14 protein-coding genes are annotated in these 24,896 nt (G+C 63.9%); 5 read left to right on the plus strand and 9 right to left on the minus strand.

Features of this window, described 5'->3' with window-relative positions:
* Nucleotides 1-2: 2 nt before the first annotated feature.
* Nucleotides 3-7,532, plus strand: a complete 7,530-nt coding sequence (locus tag EDE12_RS16035; RefSeq protein ID WP_026597770.1) for a hybrid non-ribosomal peptide synthetase/type I polyketide synthase — start codon at nt 3-5, stop codon at nt 7,530-7,532.
* Nucleotides 7,533-7,593: 61 nt separating this feature from the next.
* Here EDE12_RS16035 and tssH read toward each other — a convergent pair whose 3' ends face one another.
* The 9 genes from tssH to EDE12_RS16080 form a co-directional block, all read right to left on the minus strand.
* Nucleotides 7,594-10,218, minus strand: a complete 2,625-nt coding sequence (gene tssH / locus EDE12_RS16040) for a type VI secretion system ATPase TssH (RefSeq protein WP_026597769.1) — start codon at nt 10,216-10,218, stop codon at nt 7,594-7,596.
* A 19-nt stretch (nt 10,219-10,237) separates the two neighbouring features.
* Nucleotides 10,238-11,335, minus strand: a complete 1,098-nt coding sequence (gene tssG / locus EDE12_RS16045; protein ID WP_134188161.1) for a type VI secretion system baseplate subunit TssG — start codon at nt 11,333-11,335, stop codon at nt 10,238-10,240.
* Nucleotides 11,332-13,275 carry a type VI secretion system baseplate subunit TssF gene (gene tssF / locus EDE12_RS16050; protein WP_026597768.1) on the minus strand — a complete coding sequence of 648 codons (1,944 nt, stop codon included), beginning with the start codon at nt 13,273-13,275 and terminating at the stop codon, nt 11,332-11,334. The genes tssG and tssF overlap by 4 nt, the downstream gene beginning before the upstream one ends.
* Before the next feature lie 4 nt (nt 13,276-13,279).
* Entirely contained in the window at nt 13,280-13,819 is a 540-nt protein-coding gene (locus EDE12_RS16055; protein WP_051592323.1) for a GPW/gp25 family protein, read from the minus strand.
* Nucleotides 13,820-13,830: 11 nt separating this feature from the next.
* Nucleotides 13,831-14,313: a type VI secretion system tube protein Hcp gene (locus EDE12_RS16060; RefSeq protein WP_026597766.1), complete on the minus strand. Its 483-nt coding sequence runs from the start codon at nt 14,311-14,313 to the stop codon at nt 13,831-13,833.
* 84 nt (nt 14,314-14,397) lie between these two features.
* Entirely contained in the window at nt 14,398-14,904 is a 507-nt protein-coding gene (locus EDE12_RS16065) for a type VI secretion system tube protein Hcp (protein WP_026597765.1), read from the minus strand.
* 114 nt (nt 14,905-15,018) lie between these two features.
* Nucleotides 15,019-16,512 (minus strand): type VI secretion system contractile sheath large subunit, encoded by a 1,494-nt coding sequence (gene tssC / locus EDE12_RS16070; RefSeq protein ID WP_026597764.1) that lies wholly within the window; start codon nt 16,510-16,512, stop codon nt 15,019-15,021.
* A 55-nt stretch (nt 16,513-16,567) separates the two neighbouring features.
* On the minus strand, nt 16,568-17,071 hold the full coding sequence (tssB, locus tag EDE12_RS16075) for a type VI secretion system contractile sheath small subunit (protein WP_026597763.1): 504 nt from the start codon (nt 17,069-17,071) through the stop codon (nt 16,568-16,570).
* A gap of 220 nt (nt 17,072-17,291) precedes the next feature.
* Nucleotides 17,292-18,710, minus strand: coding sequence for a type VI secretion system ImpA family N-terminal domain-containing protein (locus tag EDE12_RS16080; protein WP_166671869.1), 1,419 nt, complete (start codon nt 18,708-18,710; stop codon nt 17,292-17,294).
* A 161-nt stretch (nt 18,711-18,871) separates the two neighbouring features.
* Between EDE12_RS16080 and tssI the strand changes: the two genes are divergently transcribed.
* From tssI to EDE12_RS16100, 4 genes are all read left to right on the plus strand, one after another.
* The gene (gene tssI / locus EDE12_RS16085; protein ID WP_051592322.1) at nt 18,872-20,860 is read left to right on the plus strand and encodes a type VI secretion system tip protein TssI/VgrG; all 1,989 of its coding nucleotides are present in this window, start codon (nt 18,872-18,874) and stop codon (nt 20,858-20,860) included.
* Nucleotides 20,861-20,872: 12 nt separating this feature from the next.
* Nucleotides 20,873-21,436 (plus strand): hypothetical protein, encoded by a 564-nt coding sequence (locus EDE12_RS16090; RefSeq protein ID WP_051592321.1) that lies wholly within the window; start codon nt 20,873-20,875, stop codon nt 21,434-21,436.
* 196 nt (nt 21,437-21,632) lie between these two features.
* Nucleotides 21,633-22,970 (plus strand): type VI secretion system baseplate subunit TssK, encoded by a 1,338-nt coding sequence (gene tssK, locus EDE12_RS16095; protein ID WP_026597760.1) that lies wholly within the window; start codon nt 21,633-21,635, stop codon nt 22,968-22,970.
* Nucleotides 22,971-23,851: 881 nt separating this feature from the next.
* Nucleotides 23,852-24,784: an acyl-CoA desaturase gene (locus EDE12_RS16100; RefSeq protein ID WP_245267496.1), complete on the plus strand. Its 933-nt coding sequence runs from the start codon at nt 23,852-23,854 to the stop codon at nt 24,782-24,784.
* Nucleotides 24,785-24,896: the final 112 nt, after the last annotated feature.

The following is a 24,896-nucleotide window of genomic DNA, read 5'->3' on the forward strand; positions in this document are numbered from 1 at the left end:
AAATGAGCGAGCTCGAATTCAAGAAAAAGGCGATCGTCGCTCTGGAGACCCTGCGCCGTCGCGTGGCCGAGCTCGAAGCCGCGACGCGCGAGCCGATCGCGATCATCGGCTATGAGGCGCGCTTTCCCGGCGGCGCGGACGCCGAAGCCTTTTGGGAGATGCTGCGGGACGGGCGCGAAGGCGTCGGCGAAGTGTCGCTCTCCCGCTGGGACGCCGAGGCTGTTTATAACGCCGATCCTGACGCGCCGGGAAAATCGCTGACGCGGCGCGCCGGACTCTTGGACAGCATCGATGATTTCGACGCGCAATTCTTCGGCGTCGCGCCGCGCGAAGCCTCCTGCATGGATCCGCAGCATCGTCTGCTGCTGGAGACGAGCTGGCGCGCGCTGGAACATGCAGGCGTCGCCGCCTCGGAGCTGGAAGGCGCGCGCGCCGGCGTCTGGATAGGCGTCAGCACGCATGAATATCTCGGCCTGCTCGTCAACAATATGACGCCCGAGACCATCGACGCCTATTATGCGACGGGAACCTCGCCCGCGGCCGGCGCCGGACGCATCAGCTATCGACTCGGGCTCGAGGGGCCTGCGGTGACGGTCGACACGGCCTGCAGCTCCTCGCTCGTGGCGATCCATCAGGCCTGCCAGGCGCTGCGCTTACGCGAATGCGACCTCGCGCTGGCCGGCGGCGTCAACGCGATCCTCACGCCGGCTCTGATGATCAGCATGTCGCGCGCGCGCATGCTGGCGCCGGACGGCAAGTGCAAGACCTTCGACGCCGCCGCCGACGGCTATGTGCGCGGCGAAGGTTGCGGCGTCATCGTGCTGAAGCGGCTCTCCGACGCGCTGCGCGACGGCGACCGCATCCGCGCGGTGCTGCGCGGCGGCGCCGTCAATCAGGACGGTTCCTCGGGCGGGCTCACTGTCCCGAGCGGCCGCGCGCAGCAGCGCGTCATTCGCGCGGCGCTGGATCAGGCCGGGCTCACGCCCGCCGATGTCGATTATCTCGAGGCCCATGGCACGGGCACGTCGCTCGGCGATCCGATCGAGGCGCAGGCCGCCGCCGCCGCGCTCGGCCCCGGCCGCGCGCCCGACAGGCCGCTGCTCATCGGCTCGGTGAAGACGAATATCGGCCATCTCGAAGCAGCCGCGGGCGTCGCCGGCGTCATCAAGGTGACGCAGGCGCTGGAGAACGAGCTGCTGCCCGAGCATCTGCATTTCCGCACCCCGTCGCCGCATATTCCGTGGAAGCAATTGCCGCTGAAGGTCGTTTCGGAGGCGCGCCCCTGGCTGCGCGCCGAGCGCAAGCGACGCGCCGGCGTCAGCTCTTTCGGCTTTTCCGGCACCAATGCGCATGTGATCCTCGAGGAGGCGCCGGCGGCGCCCCAGGCCGAGACGAAGGACGCAGCTTCGTCATTTTCCGAACGTCCCTGGCATATGTTGCCGCTGTCGGCGCGGAGCGTTCCGGCGCTGAAGGCTCTGGCGCGATCCTATATCCAGCGCGTCGAGACGCTGCCCTCGGCGAGCGCGCTCGCCGATGTCTGCCATTCGGCCGGCGTCGGGCGCTCGCATCTCGAGCATCGCGCGGCGATCGTCGCTGAGGACGGCGCCGAGGCCGCGCGTCTGCTGGAGGCGTTCGCCGATGAGCGCGCCTCTGCGGGAGTCTACACCGGCTTCGCGGCCGATCCGCCGAAGACCGCCTGGCTCTTCACCGGACAGGGCGGCCAATATTCCGGCATGGGCCGCGAGCTCTATGAGACGCAGCCGCTCTTCAAGGAGACGCTGGACCAATGCGCCGCGGCGATCGCGGATATGCTTCCCGGCCCGCTGCTCGAAGTGATGTTCGCCGAGGATGGCGCGATCAATCACACCTCTTACGCGCAGCCGGCGCTGTTCGCGCTGGAGATGGGTCTCGCGCGGCTGTGGCGCAGCTGGGGCGTCACGCCGGATGTGGTTCTGGGCCACAGCGTCGGGCAATATGCAGCCGCCTGTGTGGCCGGCGTCTTTACGCTCGAGCAGGGCGCGCGTCTGCTCACCGAGCGCGGGAGATTATTCGGCGCCTTGCCGGCGGGTGGGCTGATGGCGGCGATCTTCGCTGAGGCCGAAGCCGTCGAGGCGCGGCTCGCCGCTTTCCCGCATGTCTCGATCGCGGCCTATAATGGCGCGCATATCGTGGTCAGCGGTCCGCAGCCGGATGTGCGCGCGCTGGCGGAAATGTTTCGTAGCGAAGGCCGCCGCACGGAAGAGCTCGAGACCTCGCACGCCTTTCATTCCGAGCTGCTGGAGCCGGCGCTCGACGCCTTCGAGCGTTTCGCCGGAGAGACGCCTTTCGAGGCGCCGACGCGCACGCTCATCTGCAATCGCACGGGCAAGCCGCTCGCCGCGCAGACGCGATTGGATGCGCAATATTGGCGGCGCCATTCGCGCGAGCCGGTCCGCTTCGCGCAGAGCGCGCAGACGCTCGCGGAATTAGGTTGTCGGGTCCTGCTCGAGGTCGGTCCGCAGCCGGTGCTCGCCGCAATGTCGCTGCGCGCCTGGCCGGAGGGGCGGCCGACGCCGCAGGCGGTCGCCTCGCTGCGCCGCGACGTGTCCGACGCTCGGCAGATAGAGGAAGCGCTCGGCCAGCTCTATGCGGCCGGCGCCCGCATCGACTTCCGCGCCGTCGATGCGCCGTGGCGGCGCAGCAAGGTCGATCTTCCCAAATATCCGTTTCAGCGCAAGCGCTTCTGGTTCCAGGCCGTGCGGCGGGACGCGCATTCCTTCTCGGGGTCCGGCGAAGAGCGCGCGGCCGCGCTCGCCTCCGACGACTCTCTCGCTCTCCCGGCCGACACTCCCGCCGCCGCCGCGCCCGACTCCTGGCTTGCCGATGCGCCGCAGGAGGAGCGGCGCGGTCTCGTCGTCGAGCGTCTGAAGGCGGAGATCGGCTATGCGCTGCATATGAGCGCCGAGGATATCGATCCGCATACGGGCTTCGCCGCGCTCGGCATGGATTCGCTGACCGCGATGGAGCTGCGCAGCCGCTTGCAGGCGGCGCTCGGCGCGGCCATTCCAGTGGCGCTCTTCATCGAGAGCCCCGATGTCGCCACGCTCGCGACGCGCCTCCTCGATTGGTGGGAGGAGCAGCGCGGCGCCGCCGCAAAGCGCCAGCCGCCGATGACGCGCCGGCCGCGCGACGGTTCGCCTCTGCCGCTCTCCTTCAATCAGGAGGCGCTGTGGTTCCTTCATGAGCTGGCGCCGGGCTCCAGCGCCTATAATATCGCCGCCGCCGTGCGCATTCGCGGCGCGCTCGACGCCGCTGTGATGCAGCGCAGCCTCGACGCCATCGTCGCGCGGCACGAGTCGTTGCGCACATCGTTTCGCAGCGAGCGCGGCGTCGCGCAGCCGCAGATCTTCGGCTCGCTGCGCGTTCCGCTGCCCGTCGAGACCGTGCGCGACGAGGAGGAGGCAGCCGAATGGGCGCGGCGCGAGGCCGGAGCGCCATTCGATCTCGCACAGGCGCCTCTGTTTCGCACGCGCCTGCTGCGCTTCGATGAGACGCATCATATTCTGCTGGTGACGATGCATCATATCGTCACCGACGGCTGGTCCTTCGCCGTGCTGCTGCGCGAGCTCTCCGCCGTCTATCGCGCCTTTGCGACGGGCGAGGCCTGGCCGCTTCCCGAATTGCCGATTCAATACGCCGATTACGCCGCCTGGCAGCGCGACTGGCTCGCCGGCGAGATGCTGGGCGAGCTGCTCGAATTTTGGAAGGCGGAGCTTTCCGGCGCCGCGCCTTTGGCCCTGCCGACCGACCGGCCGCCGCCGCGCACGCCGAGCTTTCGCGGCCGCCGTCTGCGCTTCGCGCTCGGCGCCGAGCGCGCAAAGGCGCTGCGCGCATTGGCGCAGGCGGAGGGCGTGACCTTGTTCTCGCCGCTGCTCGCTGCGCTCGCCGCCGTGCTGCAACGTCACAGCGGCCAGGACGAATTCATCGTCGGCGCGATGAGCGCCAATCGCGGCCGGCTCGAGATCGAAGGATTGATCGGCCTCTTCGTCAATGCTCTGCCGGTGCGCGTCGTCCTCGACGGGGATCCCGACATGCGCGCGCTGATCGCCCGCCTCGGCGCGCGCGTTCAGGGCGCGATGGCGCATCAGGACGCGCCCTTCGATCATGTAGTCAACGCCGTCGAGCGCGAACGCGACGGCTCGCGCAATCCGCTCTATCGCGTGCAATTGCTGCTGCAGGGTGGGTTGCAGCCGCCCGCTGTGCCCGGCCTCGAGATCGACGTGCAGGAGATCGACACGCAGACGGCGAAGCGCGATCTCACCTTCACCATCTTCGACGATGCGGCGATGGCCGGCCATGTCGAATATTCGACCGATCTCTTCGATGCGCCGCGCATAGAGCGGCTGCTGCGGCACTTCCTCGCCGCGCTCGACGGCGTTCTCGCGGATCCGGCGCGACGCCTTTCGACGCTGCCGCTGCTGACGCCCGAAGAGCGCGACGCGAGCCGTGCGCCCGTGGAGGCGTCGTCGCCCGCCCCGCTCACTGTGGCGGAGCTGCTCGAATCCGTCGCCGTGACGCGCGCCGATGTGATCGCTTGCGAGGATGACGAGCGCCGCCTCACTTACGCCGAGCTGCAATCGGCCGCGCGGCGTCTCGCGCGCTGGCTGCGCGCGAAGGGAATTCGCCCCGGCGACGCCGTCGCTATGCGCACGGGGCGCAAGGTCGATATGATCGTCGGAATGCTCGGCGTGATGAAGGCCGGCGCCGTCTATGTGCCGATCGACGAATCCTATCCGCGGGAACGTATCGCGCATATGCTCGCCGAGGCGAATGTCGCGCTCGACGTCTCCGCGCCTTTCGACGCCGATGTCGCGCGCCAGTCGGACGCGCCGCTCGAGGCGTTGGTCAGACCTTCGGACCCCGCCTATATCGTCTTCACCTCGGGCTCGACAGGTCGGCCGAAAGGCGTGGTGATCTCGCATGGCGCCGTCGCCGAATATGCGCAGACTCTTCGTGCGGAGCTCGGCGTCGTCGCCTCCGACGCCTTTCTGCATACGGCGTCGAGCGCCTTCTCTTCCTCCATGCGGCAGATATTGGCGCCGCTCGCCGCCGGCGCGCGTATCGTCATCGCCAGCGACGACGAGCGGCGCGATCCCTTCGCTCTGCTTGCGCGCATCCGCGCCGCCAAGGCGACGATCATCGATCTCGTGCCCTCCGTGCTGCGGCAGCTCGCCGATGCGCTCGCGAGCTTGCCGGAGACCGCGCGCGCAACACTGCTCGATAATGAGCTGCGTTTGCAGCTCACCGCGAGCGAGCCTTTGCGTCAGTCGCTCGTGCGCGATTGGCGCGCCCTCGTCGGCGACGAATTGCGCTGGGTGAATCAATATGGGCAGACCGAGACCTCCGGCATCGTCAGCCTGCATGTGGTAGGGCCGAGCGCGCTCGCCGATTCGCAGGCGATCGTGCCGATCGGACGGCCGCGCGCCAATGTGCGATTGGTCGTGCTCGACTCGCAGAAACGGATCGCGCCAATCGGCGTTCCCGGACAATTGCACATCGGCGGGCCATGCCTCGCGCTGCGCTATCTCGGCGATGCTGCGCTGACGCAAGAGCGCTTTTTCGCCTTCGACGATGGCGAGGCGACGCAGCGTCTCTATGCGACCGGCGACATTGTGCGGCGTGAGGAGGACGGCGTTCTCGCCTTCGTCGGCCGCGACGACCAGCAGGTGAAGATTCGCGGCGTCCGGATAGAACCCGGCGAGATCGAGCGCGCATTGCTCGACCATCCGCGCACGCGCGCGGCGGCGGTCGCGGCCTATGACATGGACGGCGAGGCCCGGCTCGCGGCCTATCTCACCTTCGACGGACCGGCGCCGAATGTGCTGGCGCTGCGCAATCATCTGCGCCGCCTTCTGCCCGATCATATGATTCCGTCCGCCTTTGTGACGCTCGACGAAATGCCGCTGACGGCGAATGGCAAGCTCGATCGCGCCGCCTTGCCGGCGCCGCCGCGCGATGCGGTTCGTGACTCGGCCTTCGTCGCGCCGCGGACCGAGGACGAGGAGAGCCTCGCCGAGATCTGGCGTGATCTGCTGAAGCTCGAGCGTGTCGGCGCCGATGACAGCTTCTTTCTGCTCGGCGGTCATTCCATGCTGGCGGCGCAATTGCGCGCGCGCATTCATCAAAGCCTCGGCGTGGAGCTGCCGCTCGGCGCGATTTTCGAGGATCAGACTCTCGCCGCGCTCGCCGCCCGGCTCGACGGCGCGCGGCGCGGCGCGACTGTCGCCCTGCCGGAATTCGTCGCGGCGCCTGCAGGCGCTGTCGCGCCGGCCTCGATCGCCCAGCTCGGCGCCCTCGCGGCCGAGCAGGCGTCTCCCGGTGCGCCGGGTCAGTGGATCGACGTCGGCGTGCAAATTCTCGGCCCGCTCGACGAAGAGCGCCAGATCGAGAGCATAAGGGAAGCCTTCCGGCGCCACGCCATTCTGCGCACCATCCTCGAGCCCATGGCCGATGGCGGCGCGATGCAGCGGATCGTCGATGCGCCGCCCGAGGTGACGCTGCTCGGTCCCGAGGAAGCGCCCGATCCTCTGGAGCCAGTCCGCGCCGATGACGGGCGGCCCGCGATCCGCGTCTCGCTGCAGCGGATCGGCGATGGCGAGCGTCTGCTGCGGCTGCGCTGTCATCGCTCGCTCGCCGATGGCGCCACCGTCCGCATGCTGCTCGGCGAAATCGGGGCGCTCTACGCCAATGGCCTCGAGGGCATGGAGCTGTTTCCGCTCCTCGATCGTTCGCTCTCCTACGCCGATTACGCTCTGTGGGAGCGGCAATGGCTGACGCCGGAGCTACGCAGCGGCCAGACGGCCTATTTCCGCCGGCTGTTCGAGAGCGGCCTGCCCGCGCCGATCCGGTGCGATCGGCCGCGCGGGGAAGGCGCCCTCGTCCCGGAGGGCGCCGTCTTCCGTTTCGATTTTCCGCAGGCGGCCGTCGACGCCGCCGAGGCGCTCGCGGCAAAGGAGCGGGCGACTCTCGCCATGACCTTGACGGCGGCCTTCGCCGCCGCTCTCGCGGAGCGCGCCTCGGACGATGCGCTCGCTCTGACGATTCCGGTCTCGCTGCGGCATCATGCGGCGACGCATCGCATGCTCGGACCCTTCATGAACGCTCTGCCGCTGCGCATAGAGCGGCCCGGCGACGCGCTGGAAGAGCTGCTGCCGCGCGTGCGCGAGGCGACGCTCGGGGCGCTCGCCCATCAGAATGCGCCTTGGCGCGACATCATATCGGCGCTGCGCGAGGACCACGGCCCGGACGCCGAGCGGCTCGGCGATGTGGCGCTGGTGATCGAGGACGCGCCGCCGCAGAATGTGCAATTCTCAGGACTGACGCTGTCGCGCGCTTCCGCCGACCGTGTCGCGGTGCGCCGCCCACTCACTCTCTCCGTCTCCTTGGACGATGGCGAGATCAAGGGCAGCCTCATCTATGCGACGAGCCTGTTCGAGCGCGACACGATCGAACGGCTCGCCGAGCGCGTCATTCGCGCGCTCGCGCCGGGCTGACGGGCGCGCTCCGTCAGCGCTTCGCTATCTCGATCAGCGACGAGACGGCCCGCCGGCCGGCTCATGCGCATGAATATTCGAACGCGCCATTTTGGACTCCCACGGCGACCCGCGCCAATTCCTGCTTGGCCAGCGCCTTTTTCAAGAACTCGCGGGATAGAGCCGGCAATAGCGTGTTGGTGACGATATTATCGATCATCCGGCCGCCCGAGTCGGGATCGCGGCATTGCTCGACGATGTGGTCCACCACCGTATCGTCATAGCTGAACGTCGCGCGATATCCATCCGTCACCCGCTTGCCGATGCGATCCAATTGCAGCCGCGTGATGCCGACGAGCATTTGCCGCGACAGCGGGAAGTAAGGCACGGTCACGATGCGGCCGAGAAGCGCCGGCGGAAATACGCGCAGCAGTTCCGGCTGCAGCGCCTGCGCGAGCGCTTCTGCATCATTCGCGACGGTGGGGTCGGCGCCGAGCCGCATCAGCAGATCGGTTCCGACATTGGATGTCAGAATGATCAGAGTGTTCCGAAAATCGATGCGCCTGCCTGCGCCATCCTCCATTTGGCCTTTGTCGAAGACTTGAAAGAAAATCTCGTGCACGTCGGGATGCGCCTTTTCGATCTCGTCGAGCAGAATGACGCTGTAAGGCTTGCGGCGCACCGCTTCGGTGAGGCGGCCGCCTTCGCCGAAGCCGACATAGCCGGGAGGCGCCCCTTTTAGCGTCGCCACACTATGCGGCTCCTGAAATTCCGACATATTGATCGTGATGACATTCTGCTCGCCGCCATAGAGCGCTTCCGCGAGCGCGAGCGCCGTTTCCGTCTTGCCGACGCCCGAGGGGCCGACCAGCATGAAGACGCCGATCGGCTTGTCGGGATTGTCCAATCGCGCCCGGCTCGTCTCAATGCGCTTTGCGATCGACCGCAGCCCGTGCGTCTGTCCGACGACGCGCTCGTTCAAAATCTCGGTCAAATGAAGGACCGTTTCGATCTCATCCGTCACCATGCGTCCGACCGGAACGCCGGTCCAATCCGAAACCACTGAGGCGATGCATTGCTCATCGACATGCGCGTAGATCATGCGCCGCTCCGGGCTCAGCGCTTCCAGCGCCTCGGATTTGGCGTCGAGCCGCTCGCGGATAGCCTGTCGATGCGCGGGCTCGGCGGAGGCCGCCTCCTCCCGCAATCGATGTATATCCTCGATGAGGCCGCGTTCCCGCGTCCAACGCGATTCGAGCTCGGCGAGCTTCTCCTGCGCGGACGATATCTCCACTTCCACGTCATGCAGGCGGCGCTCGTCCAGCTGCTCGAGATCGCTATTGCTCACGATCGCCGCACGCTCGCTCTCCAAGGCCGCGATCATGGCGCGCGCATCTTCTATGGGCGCAGGCGTCGCATTCTGTGAGATCGCCGCGCGCGCGCAGGCCGTGTCGAGAAGGCTGACCGCCTTGTCTGGAAGCTTGCGCGCGGGAATGTAGCGCTGCGACAGCTTCGTCGCCGACCTTATCGCCATCTCGGAAACGCGCACATTGTGGTGCCGTTCCATCGGCTTCACCATGGCGCGCAGCATCTCGACACAGCGCTCGACGGAAGGCTCGTCCACATCGACCGGCTGAAAGCGCCGCGATAGCGCGGGATCTTTTTCGATATGGCGTCGATATTCGGCGAAGGTCGTCGCTGCGAGCATGCGCAAGGCGCCGCGCGCGAGCGCCGGCTTCAGCAGATCGGCGGCGTCGCCGACGCCATTCTGTCCGCCGGCGCCGATCAGCGTATGGGCTTCGTCGATGAACAGGATCACCGGCGTCGGCGAAGACTGCGCCTCGTCGATGACCGACCGAAGCCGCTGCTCGAACTCGCCCTTCATCGAGGCGCCGGCCTGCAAAAGGCCGATGTCCAGCGACAGAAGACGAATGTCCCGCAAGGCCGCAGGCACGGCGCCGGCGACGATTCGCTGTGCAAATCCTTCCGCGATCGCCGTCTTGCCGACGCCCGCCTCGCCGATCAGAATTGGATTATTCTGCCTGCGTCGCATGAGCACATCGATGACCTGACGAATTTCATCGTCGCGCCCCAGCACCGGATCGAGCTCGCCGCTGCGCGCCCTTTCCGTGAGATCTTGAGCGAAGCGATCGAGCGCCGTATGTGCGCCCTTCGCCTCGCGCGCGCCTTTGGCGACAGGCCCGGCGCCGTCCAGCGGCCTCAGATTCTCTTCTTGTGATCCGGCCCAAATCCGATTGGCCTCCTGCGTCAGCGCCTCGTCTGCGATCTTGTCGAACTCGCGCGACAGCGAGCGCAGAGCGCGACGAAGCTCCGGCGTCTTCAGCAGCGCCGTCAGCAGATGGCCGCTCCGAATTTGAGTCTCGCCAAAGAGCAAAGTGGCGAAATGCCAGCCGCGATCCAGCGCGTCCACCACATTGTGGGCGACGCCGGGCATTTGTGTCTCATTGACGCGAAACGAGCCGATGACCTGTTCCAGATCGCGCGACAGCCTGGCCCTGTCGAGCGCGAAGCGATCGACCGTGAGATCGAGATCGCTCCCCTCGCTCTGCAGAAGATGCATCAGCCAATGTGCGAGTTCTACATTGCGATGCCCGGCCAGCTTCGCCTGCCGCAAGGCGCGCATAAAAGCGTCATAGCCGACGCGATTGAGCTTGCCGGTCACGGTCTCCAGGCTGATCTCAGTCATTTCTCCGCCCTCCTCAAATTCATTGCATCCGCTGCTTAGCGGCGCGCGCATATTTCGCCGGATCGAAGCGGGCGTCGCAGCGTCGCTCGCCGCTCGCGCGGTTCGGCGCCATCCAGCTGGTCCAGCCGAGCTCTCCCGTTCGCCCGAGCGAAATCGGAGTCGTCTGCGTCGCTGGAAGAGAGATTTCGACGTCCCATTCCATTTCTTCGCCGATATAAAAGAAAAGAAGGTCGTTCAGTCTGTGGCAATCCTCACCTGTCGGCAGGAAGTCGCGATAGCGCTTCATATCCTCGACGAAAATCCGAATGCGGAATTTGTGATCGAATCCGAAGGATGCCGCGCCCAGCATCAGATCGCCGCCCAAGCCGCAGTTCCTGCGTCCGAGCCTGTTGCGCTCGCCTTCCTCGATCGTGAGCCAGCCGCCGCCGAGCTGCTCGATCTCGACTTCCACCGCGAACAGTCCGCGAATAGCGCCCGCGAGGCGCTCGCCAGACTTCGTGCGTGAACCCAAAAGACCGGCATAGACGGAAATGCCTTTTGGCGTCGCGGCGAGCCCGCGATAGGGCGGCGTGCCGAGCCCGATGGTCGAGGTCACATAATCCTGGAAGCGATCACAGTCTGGACGATCATGCTGCACAATGGCGCGCGAATCCGCCCAGGCCCGGTAGAAGAGCTGCAGGAATCGATTGTTGAAAATATCCAAGAAATGCGGGAAAGACGGGTCCTGCTGCAGAGACCAGCCATGTGCCTCCTCGGTAACGGATAGAGGCAAAGCGCCCTGCGGGCCGAGCATCCCGAGGAATTTGAGCACGACGTGCAGCCGTTCGCTTTCCTCCGCCGAATCCGGCTCACCGTCCGCGCCCTTCGCGTGCTCACGCCATTCGACGCGCGCGACATTGGAGCCCGGAAAGCTCATCCAAGGATCCTGCCCGAAGGACAGCGCGACAGCCTTGCCGTCGATCTCGATCGTCTCGTCCTTGCGAGACGCGCTATCGCCGATCCGGGGCTTGGCCTTTGCTTCGTCGGATGCATGTCCGAGCGAACGCTCGAGCCGACGCATCATGTCGAAGAAATCGACGCGCCAGGGTTCGTCCGCCAAATGTTCGAGATAGGTCACATCAGCCTCCGCGAGCCAATTCGCGCCGGCCAACGCATGATCACGCCGCGCTCGCTGGTGCGCATCACCAGCTGCGTGAAGCTGTTCATCCCCGCATAGGCTGGGAAAAACCGATCCAGCACCGCGCCGAGCAGAAAGGCGCCAGATCCTTCGAACGCTTTGTCGTCGACTGTGACCGTGATCTCGACGCCGAGCGCCGTCCCGACGCCTCTCGCGCGACGCAAGCGGCGTACGATCTGGCGACTCTCCACCGATTTGATTCCGCGCAGCCGCTTCTCGATCGAGCTGTCCGCGGCGTCGGCGAATGTCGCCAGCATCTCTCGAAGCGCCAGCGCATTCTTGCCCCCACCATGCTCGCTGAGGCCGAGATAGTTGAGGCTGAGCATATTCAAAAGACGCCAGGCGACGACGCCGGAATGCGCCGATTCTGTGCGGCTCTTGATCTGGGAAACGACCGCATCGCGCGGCGCCGTGGGCCCTGCGGCGCAGACGACGTCGAGAGACATATCGTCCGTCAGCCGAAAATCGGCCTTGCCTGTCCCAACCGGCAGATGTTCGGGAAGATGCCGATTGGAACACAACGCTCGAACGCCGAGCTCGGCGATCTCGCTTTCCGTGGTCAGCGACGCCGGCTCGCTGATCGAGATGAAAACGTCGGAGCCCGTGTAATTGGATGCGACGCCTCGCCGCCTTTCGTCCTCCGAATGGCGACGTGGGCTTCTTCGTATCGTGTAGCTCAGATCGGACGACGATGCATCGTCGGCCGTCGCTGTGTAGAGCGGACGCACGGGACGCTTTTCTCCGCCGCCCGACATATAGGCGACGACATCGAGGACGCGATAGGGCTCGAAATCGAGAGGCTTGCTTCGATCCGGGAGGATCTGATGCTCGTGCTGATTCTTGCGAATACGGATGCGATCGGTCGTCATCTCGAACAGATTGACCGCAGGCGCGCTGAAAAGCGAAAACATTTGCGGACGAACCGCCGCGGGGAGCTGCGAATTGATCTCATCGAAGCCGAAGATCACGCTGATCGAGCTCGCTGGCATTCGCGCCAGCGCGCGCCGCAGACCGCGGAGATCGAAGCCCAGGAACTTCTGTGGAAAGGTGAAATACTCGCGCAGCAGCTCGAAGCCGCGAAAAATTCGATCGTCCGACGGGATCAACTCCTCGTCGTCGCCAAAGCCTATCTCGCCGATCGCCTCACGCCCGAGCGAGATCACGATTGGTTCTCCCGTCTCATCGACGCAGCGCAGCCACACGCCGGTGCAATGCGCGAACAGCTGCTCATAGAGGCCGACCGATTCGGCCTCCGCGCCACATAAATGAATCGGCAGATGTTCCACGGGACAGGACGAAAAAATATCTTGCGCGGCTCCGTTGCTCTCGCGGGGTTCCACTGCCGAGCGCATGCTCAGGGTCAGCTTCATTCCGGCGACCGTTTCGGGTCCCGGCTTCACCCCGAGCGCCGCCAGTGGCGCCGCTGTCTGGCAATATTCCGCGGCGGCGATTTCAAATGGCCAGAGTTCGACAGGCGCTGTGAGCTTATATCGGCAAGAGACTTCTCGCTCACGTTCGACATAGCCAGCGTCCACACTCGCGCCGCGCGCGATCACGCGTCCTTCTTTCAGAGCGGGGTCGCCGAAAGGCGGACGAATCTGAGCCAGGAAAATGGAGGGGGTCGGCGCCAAAAAATTCGGGACGAGCTGTTCCAGGAGATTGTTGATGAACTCGGGAAACTCGTGCTTCAATTTCAGCTGAACGCGCGCGGCGAGAAACGCCGACCCTTCGAACAGGCCCGAGATCGAGGGGTCCATAGAATCGCGCGCCAAGCCGCCGAGACGCGATGCGACGCCAGGATATTCTTCGGCGAACTCTCGTCCATGTTCGTACAGGAGATCGAGCTCACGATCATAGAGATCGAGGAATTCGCGGTTCATGGCGTCACCTCTGCTGAATTTGGATCTTGCCGGTCGTGACTTCGACATCGGCTATGAATTCCATAGGAAGGGGAAGCGGCGTGCTCGCCAGCTCGGCATGGACGATGTAACGAATGGTGAGCTCGGCCGGGTCGATGCGTCGGTCTCGTTTCACCTGCAGCGTCGAGGCGATCAGCCTCGGCTCATAGCTGCGCAACGTCCGCTCGATCTCGGATTCGAGGCCCGAGCGCTCCAATTCGTCTATGGTGAGACGCGCAATGCTCGGGAAGCCGTAATTCAAGACCGAGCGTCGAGCCCGTGGAAACCGCTCGAGATCGATCGTCGAATCGACAGCGACGCAATTGAGCAGCGTTTCGACATGCTGGGCAACTTCCTCTTTGAGGGCCGATTCCGCAATTGCAACGCGCCGGCCTTCGCGCGAAATCGTCGCCGAACGCTGCGACGCGCCGGCAGTAAGCTTCGTTCGCGTATCCTTCGCCTTATGCGCTGCACGAAAGCAGTGCAGCAATGAAGACTCGACTCTGTTTCGCAGCGATTCCGCCATTTCCGCCTCCCTCAATCATTGGTCGCAATATCGTCGGCGAAGGAAACGGCGCCGTCTTTCAGTCCCTTGTCGTCTTGCGCCTCATATTCGACCTCGAGACGGCGGTAGCTGATCTCGAATTCCTCCTTCGGCAGAGCGGCGAATTCGTCGGCGGCGTCCTCGCCGCAAATCTTGTAGGACACAAAATACGCGTCCTTGAGAACGAGCGTGTAATAGACGAGCGGCTCGCCGCCGCCCTTTGTCAGGCTGAGAGTCGCCTTCCGTAACTTTGTATTCTGCGCGAGCATCTGCTGTATGGTGACGCTCGATCGATCGACGATCTTGCGGAAGCGCACATTCGAATAGCTGCGGCGCTTATGTCCCGGCTCGCCTTGGAAATGATTGGCGGTGGTCCCATATTCGAATCCGAGAATCTCGATGAGATCGTCCTTTCCACCGCGCCGCGCTTCGCCACGCACGCTGTCGATCTGCAATGTGTAATTGGTCGAACCCATAGAAATGCTCCTCGACGATTCTCGCATTTCGTCGTCGCCGCTGCGCGGCGATTGTCGCGCAGCGGCTCGTCGCAGCGTCCTCGGTCAGCTCGCCTTGCCCTGCAGCGCCTTGAGGTCCCAGGCGAACTGGCCGCCCTTGACCTTCTTTCCATCTCCGTCCTGCTCGTTATACGAGAGGTCGAACTTCGCGAAGGAGAGGCCGATCGCCTCCATTCCTTCGCCGGTAGTGAGGCCCGAGGGAACGACGCTGGTAATGAAGCACTGCTCCATCACGATCGTGATATATTCCAGCGGCTCCTTGTCGCCGGAGGATTTGAAGAGCTTCACCTGCACCTTCGGAATGTGCTTGCCGACCGCGCAGAAATGCATGAGGCCCGGCGAGGATTTGTCGTAGCGCTTCACGAAGGAGATGGCGCCGAAGTCGGCCTTGCCGACGCCAGAGCCGCCGCCATAGCTGGAGCTCGAATGATTGTGAATGTTGAAGTTGACATCGAGGATATCGATCCACTCCGCCTTCGGGCTCAGCTCGGCGTATTCGGCTTTCGACTCGCCCTTGATCCCGGCGATGTGGAGAAAAGCATTAGAAGACATATCGAGTTCCTTTCAGTATTGCGTTTTTGGATCTCGTCGATTTCGACGATGGTTCTACAATGAAGAAGAAGCGCTTCGACGGATGTGGCTGAAGCCACAATGCGTACTCGTGTCTCACTTGCCCGTCGGCAGGCGGGAAACGAGACGCAGGCCGATGTCCATTCCTTCGAGCTGATAATGCGGTCGCAGCTCGAATGTGGCGGAGTAATAGCCGGGGTTTTCCTCATTCGGCACAATGGAGATCGATGCGCCGGCGAGAGGACGGCGCGCCTTCACATCTTCGGTCGAATTGGTCGGATCGCCGTCCACATAGTCCTGGATCCAATTGTGCAGCCAGCGCTCGAGCTGCTCCTTCTCGCGATAGGAGCCGATCTTGTCGCGCACCATGCACTTCAGATAATGAGCGAAGCGGCTGACCGCGAACATATAGGGAAGGCGAGAGGCGAGGTTGCTGGACGCGGTGGCTTCCGGGTCATTCTGATAGGCCTTCGGCTTGAACAGAGACTGCGCGCCGATGAAGGCTGCGCGATCGGTGTTCTTGCGGTGGATCAACGGAATGAGGCCGGATTTCGCGAGCTCCGCCTCACGGCGATCGCTGATCGCGATTTCGGTCGGGCATTTCAGATCGACGCCGCCGTCGTCGGTGGGGAATGTATGGGTGGGGAGATTTTCGACTTCGCCACCCGATTCGACGCCGCGAATGCGCGTGCACCAGCCATATTCCTTGAAGGCGCGATTGATGTTCGACGCCATCGCATAGGCGGCGTTCATCCAAGCGTAGTTTTCACCCGCATGTCCGTCCGTATCCTCCTCGAAAGCGAATTGCGGCACAGGCTCGGACTTCGCGCCATAGGGCTGTCGCGCGAGCACGCGCGGCAGGCAGAGGCCGATGTATTTTGCGTCGTCCGAATCGCGCAAGCCCTTCCATGCCGCATATTCCGGCGTGTCGAAGACCTTGGAGAGATCGCGGGGGTTGGACAGCTCGGTCCAGCTGTCCATGCCCATCAGCGTCGGATCGGCGGCGGCGATGAAAGGCGCATGCGCGGAAGCAGCGATCTTCGAGAGATCACGGAGCAGCTGCACATCGGTCGCGCGCTGCGAGAAATAATAGTCGCCGATGAGGCAGCCGTAGGGTCGGCCGCCCAGCTGCCCATATTCCTCCTCATAGACTTTCTTGAAGAGCGGGCTCTGGTCCCATGCCGCGGCCGGATATTGGCGGAGATGGCGATAGAGCTCTTCTTTCGACGCATTGATCACGCGAATTTTGAGCGTTGCGTCGGTTTCGGAATTATAGACGAGGTGATGCAGGCCCCGCCAGGCCGATTCGAGCTTCTGAAAATCGGCGTCATGCAAGATCACATTGATTTGCGAAGTGAGCTTCTCGTCGATCGCGGCGATGATCGCCTCGATCGTCTCGACGACATCGTCCTTGATGACGGCCGTGTCGGCGAGCGCTTCCTTGATCAGCGTCGAGACGGCGTTCTGCACTTCGGTCTCGGCGCGCTCGGTGCGCGGCTTGAAGCTCTGCTTGAGCACCTCGGAAAATTCGTCGGCGATGACGATTTGGGAGGGTTCGGAGGGGTGAAGAATTTCCTGTTCCTGGGACATATGATCCTCGTTTCGTGTCGAAGGCGGGTTGCGGAAAGCTGGTCGGCGGAATGGTTCAGGCGCGGCTGTCGCGCAGATCGGCCATCAGCTTGTGATCTTTGAGGAGCTTGCGCAGCTGCTCCTCGGCGGCGGCCTTTCCGTCCATGTAGCGAAGCAGATTGGCCAACTGCGTGCGCGCCTCGAGCAGCTTCTCCAGCGCCGGCGTCTGCGCGGCGATCGACGCCGGATTGAAATCGGCCATTGTCTCGAAGCGAAGATTGACGGCGAGCTTCTCGCCCGGCTCTTCGGCGAGCTTATTCTCCACGCGCAAAGCCAGGCCGGGCGCGACAGCGCCCATGCGCTGGTCGAAATTGTCCATGTCGAATTCGAGGAATTTGCGCTGCGTCATCTCCTCTTTCGGCGTGCTCGGCGCATTGCCGGAGAGATCGGCCATCACGCCCATCACAAAGGGGAGCTCGATTTTCTCTTCGGAATTGGTGGGATTGGCGTAGGTGATCTGGACCCGCGGCGGGCGGTTGCGGCTGATGAACTTCTGTCCGCTATTGCTTTGTCTGGTCATTTTTCTGTCCTCGCTTCGATGCGATGGTCGCGGCGCGAGCATCGGCCCGGGTTCCTCCGGGGCTTTCAGGACGGAGCGTTTCTCGTCGTCGTGACCGCGTCGTTGGCTTTCGTGCGGGTCGGCGATTTGTCCTGGAGCGCAAAATGCTCGAAGTGATCGATTGTGGCGGTGACTAAAGTCACAAGGCGAGCGCCTGCGCTTCGCGTGATCGGCTCGAACGTCATTCGGCGTTGCGGTCGCTCAGCGCGCGCTCTTTCAGCAGCTCGCCGAGAAGGCTCAGGAAGTCTTTTTCGGCGAGCTTTTTTGCGCTGGCGATCAGCCAGGGGATCGGGCTCGACGGTTCCGCGATCTGGAAATAGCGCGATGTCTCGTCGAGCAGCTGCATCGCTTCGGCGCGCGTCGCGACGCAAAATATCGGTTCGGGCGGGATAGGAAACGCAGCCGCGAGTGGAAGATGGTCGACATAGGGTTCGTCGGTCGGCGCTTCATTCCATTCGTCATAATGAGGATCGCTTTGCTCTTCGGCGTCTTCGTGCGTCGGGGCGTGCGGCTCTGTTTCGATCTCGGCGCCCGAGTCTTCGCAATAGCCTTCTGCCGGCGGCGTGACATGGGTCAAAAGATCGAGCGGCAGGGCGAAGAATTTCTGGTCGCCGATTTCATATTCGGCGTCGGAGGCATGCCGGGGCACGAGAGACTCGAGCACTTCGGCGAGAGACTTTCCTTGAATGTCGCGCGCCTTGGCCACCAGTGGCAGCACCGGACTGGAAGGCTCGTGTCGTCGGAAATAGTCCATCGTAGCGTCGAGAGCGCGGCGCGCATGGGCGGGGGCGTCGATGCGACTGTCGGCGTAATGTCGAGGTTCGGGCTTCCCGTTCGCGGCAGCGTCACCTTTCGGCTCGTCGCCGGCGGCTTCGGTGAGCAAGGCGCGCATTCCGGCCACGGTCGCGCGGATTTTGTCGAGGCGCGGCGTTTTGTCGAAACCGCACATTCGGCCGAAGCAGCTGTGGATGGTCTCGAGCGCCTCGGCCAGTCGGTCGATGAGGACCCGCTTCGTAACGAGTCGCTCTCTTTCGCAATCCCGAAAAGCCTGCGAAATGGACAGTGAGGAGAGAATGGGCTCGCCTTCCCTGGGCTTGGCTTCGCCGACCGCGCACATTTGGGCGCGATAATGGATAACGCCGAAGCGGCGATCCTCGCAGAGCGGCATGTATTGGAGCGGGAAGATGACGGTCGACTCGTTCAGCGGCCCGAGGGCTGCGGCGCGAAGCGCGAAGGAGCCGTTTTCGGCGCCGGGATGGGCCTCTTCCCAATTGGCGGTGAGCAATTCGGCGATGGCGTGGACGGCGCCGACGAATTGCTCATAGTCGCGACGCAGAATGGCGAAGCGCGCGACGAGACAGAACAGGCGTATGTCGCGCGTTCGTCGCATGAGAGCGCCGATCTGATCGAAATGTGCGAGCATTGCCGGTTGCGAGGCGTCGAAAGCTTCGCCGTCGCGAAAATATTCGGTCGGCAGCAATCCCTCGGCAACGGCGACGAAATTCAAATAGTCGTCGTCTCCTTGCAGATCGAGGTCGGGACCACAGGGGTCGCGATCGGACAGTGGCGCGATCGCCGTAGTGAAGTCGATTTTGGTCATGATTTGCCTCACTCTATGGTTTGCGTTGGCTCCCGCCTCCTTTTCGTGCGCCGACGGCATGCGCGATGTGGCCTATGCCACAGCCCGCGATCCGTAGAGGCGAGTAGCTTGCGTCGAGGAAGCACGCTGGCGGTGACGCTGGCGGCAGGGAGTGAACCGCAATGGACAGTCGTCTCGATCAGCAGAAGCGGCTCGCCGCGTTCAAATCGCCTTTCGCGGACGAGCGTTTGGTCGTCGAGAGCTTCGAAGGGACGGAGGGGTTGAGCGAGCTTTTCGAGTTTCGCGTGCTGGCGCTTTCTCGCGAGGCGACGATCGATTTCGACCAGGCGCTCGGACGTTCGTGCAGCGTCGGCTTGCGTGGAAGCCATGGCGAAACGCGGCATTTCAGCGGAATTGCGGTGGAGGCCGAGGCGATCGGGCGGCGCGGCGATCTGTTCGCCTATCGCTTCGTGTTGCGGCCGTCGCTCTGGCTGCTGACACGTACGAGCAATTGCGCGATCTGGCATCGAAAGACCGCGATCGAGATCATCGAGGAGGTGCTACGCAAGCGTGAGATCGATTTTCGCAAGGCGCTGTCGGGCGACTTTCCGTGTCTCGATTATTGCGTGCAATATAGGGAGAGCGATTTTGCTTTCGTGTCGCGGCTCATGGAGCAGCATGGCGTCTATTATTTCTTCGAGCATAGTGAGGACGGCGCAAGGCTCGTGCTCGCCGATTCGGCGTCTTCTCATGGCGCGCTGCCGAATACGCCGACGATCGAATATGCTGGAAAGGAGTTCGGCTCCATTCATGCAAAGGCGAGACGTCTCTATGGATGGTCCTCCAATCGCAAGCTGCAGACCGGCAAGGTGACGCTGCGCGATTATAATTTTGCCACGCCCAACGCCGACATGTCCGGTGAGGCGAACGCCACGGAGCGTTATGACAAGTCGACGCTCGAATATTACGACTATCCTGGCAAATATGAGCAGCGCAATATCGGCAAGTATTATGCGCGAATAAGGTTGGAGGCCGCGCAGGCGGGTGATTATCGTCGCTTCGTGGATGGCGACGCGGCGGACTTTTTCCCCGGCGGCCTCGTGAGCGTGACACGCCATCCGACCGACGAAGAAAACAAGCAATATTTGATCGCGCGCTGCACGCATCGTTTTGCGATGGAAGCCTATCGGTCGGGTGCGCGCGCGGATGCGCGGCCTTACGAGGGTTCCTACGAGCTGCATCCGAGCGATCGGCCTTTTCGTGCGCCCTTGGCGACGCCGAAGCCGATGATTCATGGTCCGCAAACGGCCAAGGTGGTGGCGCGCAAGGGCAAGGATAGCGAGGAGATCGACGTCGATGACGACGGCTACGGCCGCGTGATGGTGCGCTTCTATTGGGATCGCGACGATCTGCGTTCCTGCTGGGTGCGGGTCGCGCAAATGTGGGCGGGCGCAAAGTGGGGCGGGCAGTTTATACCGCGCGTTGGAATGGAGGTCGTCGTCGAATTTCTCGAGGGCGATCCTGATCGGCCATTGATCGTCGGAGCCGTCTACAACAAGGACAATGGGCTCCCATACTGCCTGCCCGCGAATAAGACGCAGTCGGGCGTGAAGTCGAACAGTTCGACCGGCGGGAATGGTTACAATGAGCTGATGTTCGAAGACGCGAAGTTGCAGGAGAAGATACGGCTTCATGCCGAACGCGATCTCGAATCGACGATCGAGCATGCTGAGACACGCGAGATCGGCGAGCGTTTCGAGACGCCGGTCGGACAATCGTCACGCAAGACGACGATCAAGATGGGCGATGACGAGCTCAATGTCATGAGCGGCGACCGCAAGGTGACGATCGCGAGCGAGGACAAGCTGACAGTCGGCATGAGTCGCGAGGCGACGATTGCCATGAGCGACAAAACGACAGTGGGCGCCAATCAGAATGTGACTGTAGGCGGCGAGCAGACGACGCAGGCGGGGGGCGCGATCACGATCCAGGCGGGCGGCGAGGTCACGATCATGGCGGGGGCGACGATCACGCTCGTCGCGGGCGTGTCGATCGTGCTGCAAGCCGGCGGCGCGACCTTCACCGTCGGGCCGGGCGTGATCAACGCCGTCGGTCCCATGATGGTCCCTGGGCCTTTGAAGGCGGTCGGCGTCGTGGCTCCGGTTCCTTGATGGAGGCGCGTGATGATCCGCGAAAGATTCTCGACCGCATATGATCTGTTCGCGGCTTTCCCTGCCGCAGCGCGTGAGATCGGAGTCGCGCCGACGAGGGAGACGCCGCTCGAATTCGTGGCGAAGCTGCGAGCCTCTCGACGAATTGCGGAAGCCGTCGGCTTTTGCGCCTATTTGCTCGAGCGTCGTAGAGCGGTCTGGTGGGCCTGTCAGAATTTGCGCGCCTTGCAGCCGACGGCGGCCGATCTCGATCGCGACGCGCTCGACGCGGCGGAGGCCTGGGTTCGCCAGCCGGAGGAGCGGTTGCGCGCGCAGGCGTTCGAGGTCGCGCGCCGCGCCGCGCGGCCGACGCCTGCGACGAGCGTCGCTTACGCGGCCGCCTATTGCGGTCCGAGCGTCTGGCTGCGCTCGAGCGGCCAGGCGGAAGCGGTCGCATTCGTCGTCGATCCGGGACTGGCGCTCGGCTGCGTGCGCGGCGCCTTGATGCTCGCGGCCGGCCGGCTCACGCCGTCGGCGCGGGAGGACGCTTTTCGTCTTTGGCTGGACGAGGCTCTGCGCCTCGCGCAGATCGCGTGATGGGAATGCGCGCGACGGAAGGAACGAAAATTCTTTGCGCCGTTCACAGCGCTGTGGGTTTTCTCACCGAGGGTGCGCTTCTGCGCGGGTAGAACGGTCGTCGAGAAAGAACAGCGGGTCTTTCCGGCGTGCTCACATGCGATATCTCACAATGCGACGAGATGGAGCGACCCGCGCATCCGAGGGGACGAGAACAATGTCGTGGCGCAGCAAAGTCGTGTGGCGGGAAGGTTTGTTCTTGCGGCCGCACCATCTCCAGCAGAATGATCGCTATCTCGAGCGCATCATCGAGAGTCGCACCCGGCACACCAGTCCCTACCCTTGGGGATTCGCTCAGCTCGAGATCGATTCCGATCTCGCGCAGCAGAGCAAGATCGCGCTACGCAAGGCGGCGGGCGTGATGCCGGACGGCACGCCTTTCGATATTCCGGGCGAAGGTCCGGCGCCGGCCTCCATCGAGGCGCCGGCGAAGGCGGCGGGCCTCACCGTCTGGCTGACATTGCCCAACGCCTCGCCCAATTCGCGCGAGGTCGATTATCGCGCGAAAGATGTGGCGAGCCGTTTCACCGAAGGCGTGGAGACGATCATCGACTCGGTCGCGGAGATGCGCGACGAAGAGGAGATCGACGTCGCGCATCTGCGTCTCGAGCTCGAGATCGGCCGTCGGCCGAAGCCGGGATATGATTGCCTCGCCATCGCGCGCATTTTCGAGATACGCGACAAGGTCATCATCTTCGATCCGAATTTCGCGCCGCCGCTGCTCGTCTGCGCGGCGCATAGCGTCGTGACCGGATGGATCGACCGTGTGATAGGCTGGGTCGATAGCAAGCTCGAGGAGCTGGCGCGCTATGCCGCCGATCCGTCCTCTGGCGGCGGAATGCAGAGCGCGGACTATCTGCTGCTGCAGACGCTCAATCGCGCCGCGCCCTTGCTACGCCATCTGCGCCAGTCGGGCTATACGCATCCGGAGCGGCTCTACACATCGCTCGCCTCGCTCGCCGGCGAGCTCGCGACATTCGGCTCGCAGCAGCGTCGCAGCCGCATTTATCCGGCTTATGATCACGACGATCTGGAGAATGTCTTCGAGCCGATCCTGCGTGATCTGCAAGAGTTTCTCAGCGCCCGGACGAGCCGGCGCGCGCGTCGGATGGAGCTGGTTCAGCGGGCGCCCAATGTCTATATCTCGCCCATCCGCGACCGTGCGCTGCTCGGCAATGCGACGCTGGTGCTGGAAGTGGCGAGCAATCGGCCGCCGTCGGAGATTCAGCAGCTCTTGCCGCAGCTGCTGAAGGTCGGGCCGAATAATCGCATGAACGATATCGTCTACGCCAATCTGCCGGGAATCCCGCTCGTGCATATGCCGACGCCGCCCGGCCAGATTCGCACGATCTCGCATCATGTCTATTTCTATCTCGATCGTCATTCGCCGCTGTGGCGGGAGTTCTCCGTCGCCGCCTCGATCGGGCTGCATTTTTCCGGCGACTGGCCGGAGCTCGAGCTCGAGCTGTGGGCGATCGCGGAGGAGGCGCTCTAAATTCCAGGGTGCGAATGCGGTTGGATCGAACGATTCCGTTCGATCATTTCAATTTCGAGGGGTCCCCCATTCACACCGGGTTTCTCATCGTTGGCCGGAGATTGGACGCGGATCGATGTTGGCGCCGGCGTCTCCGCAGCGCCGTCGGAGCGTGCGCTCGACGATCGCGTCAGGCAATGGCCTGACTTCGTGGAAGTCCGGTCCCGCCCATTTGGGCGCAATCGTCATCGCTCCGGTCTCTGCCGGATATCCGCGAATGTCAGCATTGGAAATTTTGTAAAAACGGGAAAGTCGCGGGCGACGGATGCGGACCTTTTCCGTGAGCGCGACTATAGATCGGGCGTCCGAGAAAATCCAAGTCGCCGCGCCTCGGCGGGCGAGGCTCGAGGCGGACGCCCGGGACTGACGCATGAGAACAAGCCGCGGAATTGTCACGGACGTCCAACGCTGCCGGCGAGCGAGTCCAGAAGCAGGGACTTGGCTGCTCTCGTCGCCATGGGACAGGCGAAAGCTGCGCAATGCCGGCGTCCCCGCGACAAAAATTCTCGACACAGCGGTTTTTCTTGGGCCAACCGGCCTAGCGGCCCCGATTTTCGAGCCGGATCGATGCCGATCGACCCCTTCTTCCGTGAAAGAAATTTGACAAAAGCCCCGTCTTCGCCCGATAGGCAGAGGCTGCGGCCTCAGACAGTAGCCGAGCGTGCTACCCGGGTATTCCATTGAACCAACAACATGCAAGTTCGGCCACCCTCGATGCTCCAGACGGCGCCCCGGACGCAAAAGGCCTGGCCCAGCGTATCGCTGCGTTGAGGAGCTGGGCGCATGAGCAGGGCTATTACAGCGTGCCCTTTTGGGAACAGGCGCTTCGCTGCCTGGAGCTTGTGGCGGCCCCCGCCCTCGCTTTCACGCTGCTCGCACAGGGCGGCGTCGCTGCGGCGGTCGGACTGCTCGTTCTCGGCCTGCATTATCCGCGGACGGCCTATCTCGGTCATGACGTCGCGCATAGCCAGTGGGGTCCCCGCGGCGAGACGAAGGCGCGTCTGAAGCTGCGGCTGATCGCGCTCGCCCAGGGATTCGGCTCCACCTGGTGGGTCGAGAAGCACGAGCTTCACCACGCTTTCCCGAACGCTTGCCGCGTCGAGGAGGATGGCAGCCTCACGCCGATCGACGGCGATATCGACTCCCCCCCTTGGCTGGTCTGGGACAAGTCGCTCGCGGAATACAACGCCAAGTCGCGGCGCGCCGGGCTGGGGCGCGCGCTGTCCTTCTTTCTGCCCCGCTTTCAGGTTCCGCTGTTCTTCCCGATCCTCTCGGTCGCGCGCTTCAACTGGAGCTGGCAGAGCATAGAGGTCGCGGCCAAGAACAAGCAATGGTGGGAAGCGTCGCTCTGCGTCGCCCATTGGGTGTCGGGCTTCGCGCTCGCGGGAATGCTGACGCCGGGGCCGGCCTGGACCGGCTGGCTCTGGTTCCTCGGCGCCCAGCTCGTCGGCGGCTTCATCCTCGCCTTCGTCTTCGTGCTCAACCACACGGGCATGGAAGTCTATGACGCCAAGGAGTCGAAGGGATTCTACGACCGGCAGGCGCGCGCGACGCGCAACACGCCGAGCTCGCCTTTTCTCGATTGGCTGACCGGCGGCCTCAACAGCCAGATCGAGCATCATATGTTCCCGAGCCTGTCGCGTCGCCGCCTGGCGAAAATGCGCGAGGCGACGAGAGCAGCGATGGAAGAATGTGGCTACGCCTATGTCACGCTGAGCAATCGCGAGGCGATGCGCGCGGTTCTGTCCACGCTCGGCGAGGCGGCTTGGGCCTGACGCGCTAGGCGTTTTCGGAAGGAAAACAGGGCGTTGTCCGATCCAGACGGATCGGGCGGCGCCCTTTTCGTTTTTTGCGGGCGACGAGCGCCATTCCGAGGCAGTGAGCGGC

Origin of the sequence: Methylosinus sp. sav-2 (assembly GCF_004366495.1) — a bacterium.
Lineage (GTDB): Bacteria > Pseudomonadota > Alphaproteobacteria > Rhizobiales > Beijerinckiaceae > Methylosinus.

What these genes read in the sequence shown, in the direction of transcription:
- tssK (WP_026597760.1), top strand. Translation starts at nt 21,633, where the DNA reads ATGTCGTGGCGCAGCAAAGTCGTGTGGCGGGAAGGTTTGTTCTTGCGG.
- EDE12_RS16060 (WP_026597766.1), bottom strand. Translation starts at nt 14,313, where the DNA reads ATGGGTTCGACCAATTACACATTGCAGATCGACAGCGTGCGTGGCGAA.
- EDE12_RS16065 (WP_026597765.1), bottom strand. Translation starts at nt 14,904, where the DNA reads ATGTCTTCTAATGCTTTTCTCCACATCGCCGGGATCAAGGGCGAGTCG.
- tssC (WP_026597764.1), bottom strand. Translation starts at nt 16,512, where the DNA reads ATGTCCCAGGAACAGGAAATTCTTCACCCCTCCGAACCCTCCCAAATC.
- tssB (WP_026597763.1), bottom strand. Translation starts at nt 17,071, where the DNA reads ATGACCAGACAAAGCAATAGCGGACAGAAGTTCATCAGCCGCAACCGC.
- EDE12_RS16035 (WP_026597770.1), top strand. Translation starts at nt 3, where the DNA reads ATGAGCGAGCTCGAATTCAAGAAAAAGGCGATCGTCGCTCTGGAGACC.
- tssI (WP_051592322.1), top strand. Translation starts at nt 18,872, where the DNA reads ATGGACAGTCGTCTCGATCAGCAGAAGCGGCTCGCCGCGTTCAAATCG.
- tssH (WP_026597769.1), bottom strand. Translation starts at nt 10,218, where the DNA reads ATGACTGAGATCAGCCTGGAGACCGTGACCGGCAAGCTCAATCGCGTC.
- EDE12_RS16080 (WP_166671869.1), bottom strand. Translation starts at nt 18,710, where the DNA reads ATGACCAAAATCGACTTCACTACGGCGATCGCGCCACTGTCCGATCGC.
- EDE12_RS16090 (WP_051592321.1), top strand. Translation starts at nt 20,873, where the DNA reads ATGATCCGCGAAAGATTCTCGACCGCATATGATCTGTTCGCGGCTTTC.
- EDE12_RS16055 (WP_051592323.1), bottom strand. Translation starts at nt 13,819, where the DNA reads ATGGCGGAATCGCTGCGAAACAGAGTCGAGTCTTCATTGCTGCACTGC.
- tssF (WP_026597768.1), bottom strand. Translation starts at nt 13,275, where the DNA reads ATGAACCGCGAATTCCTCGATCTCTATGATCGTGAGCTCGATCTCCTG.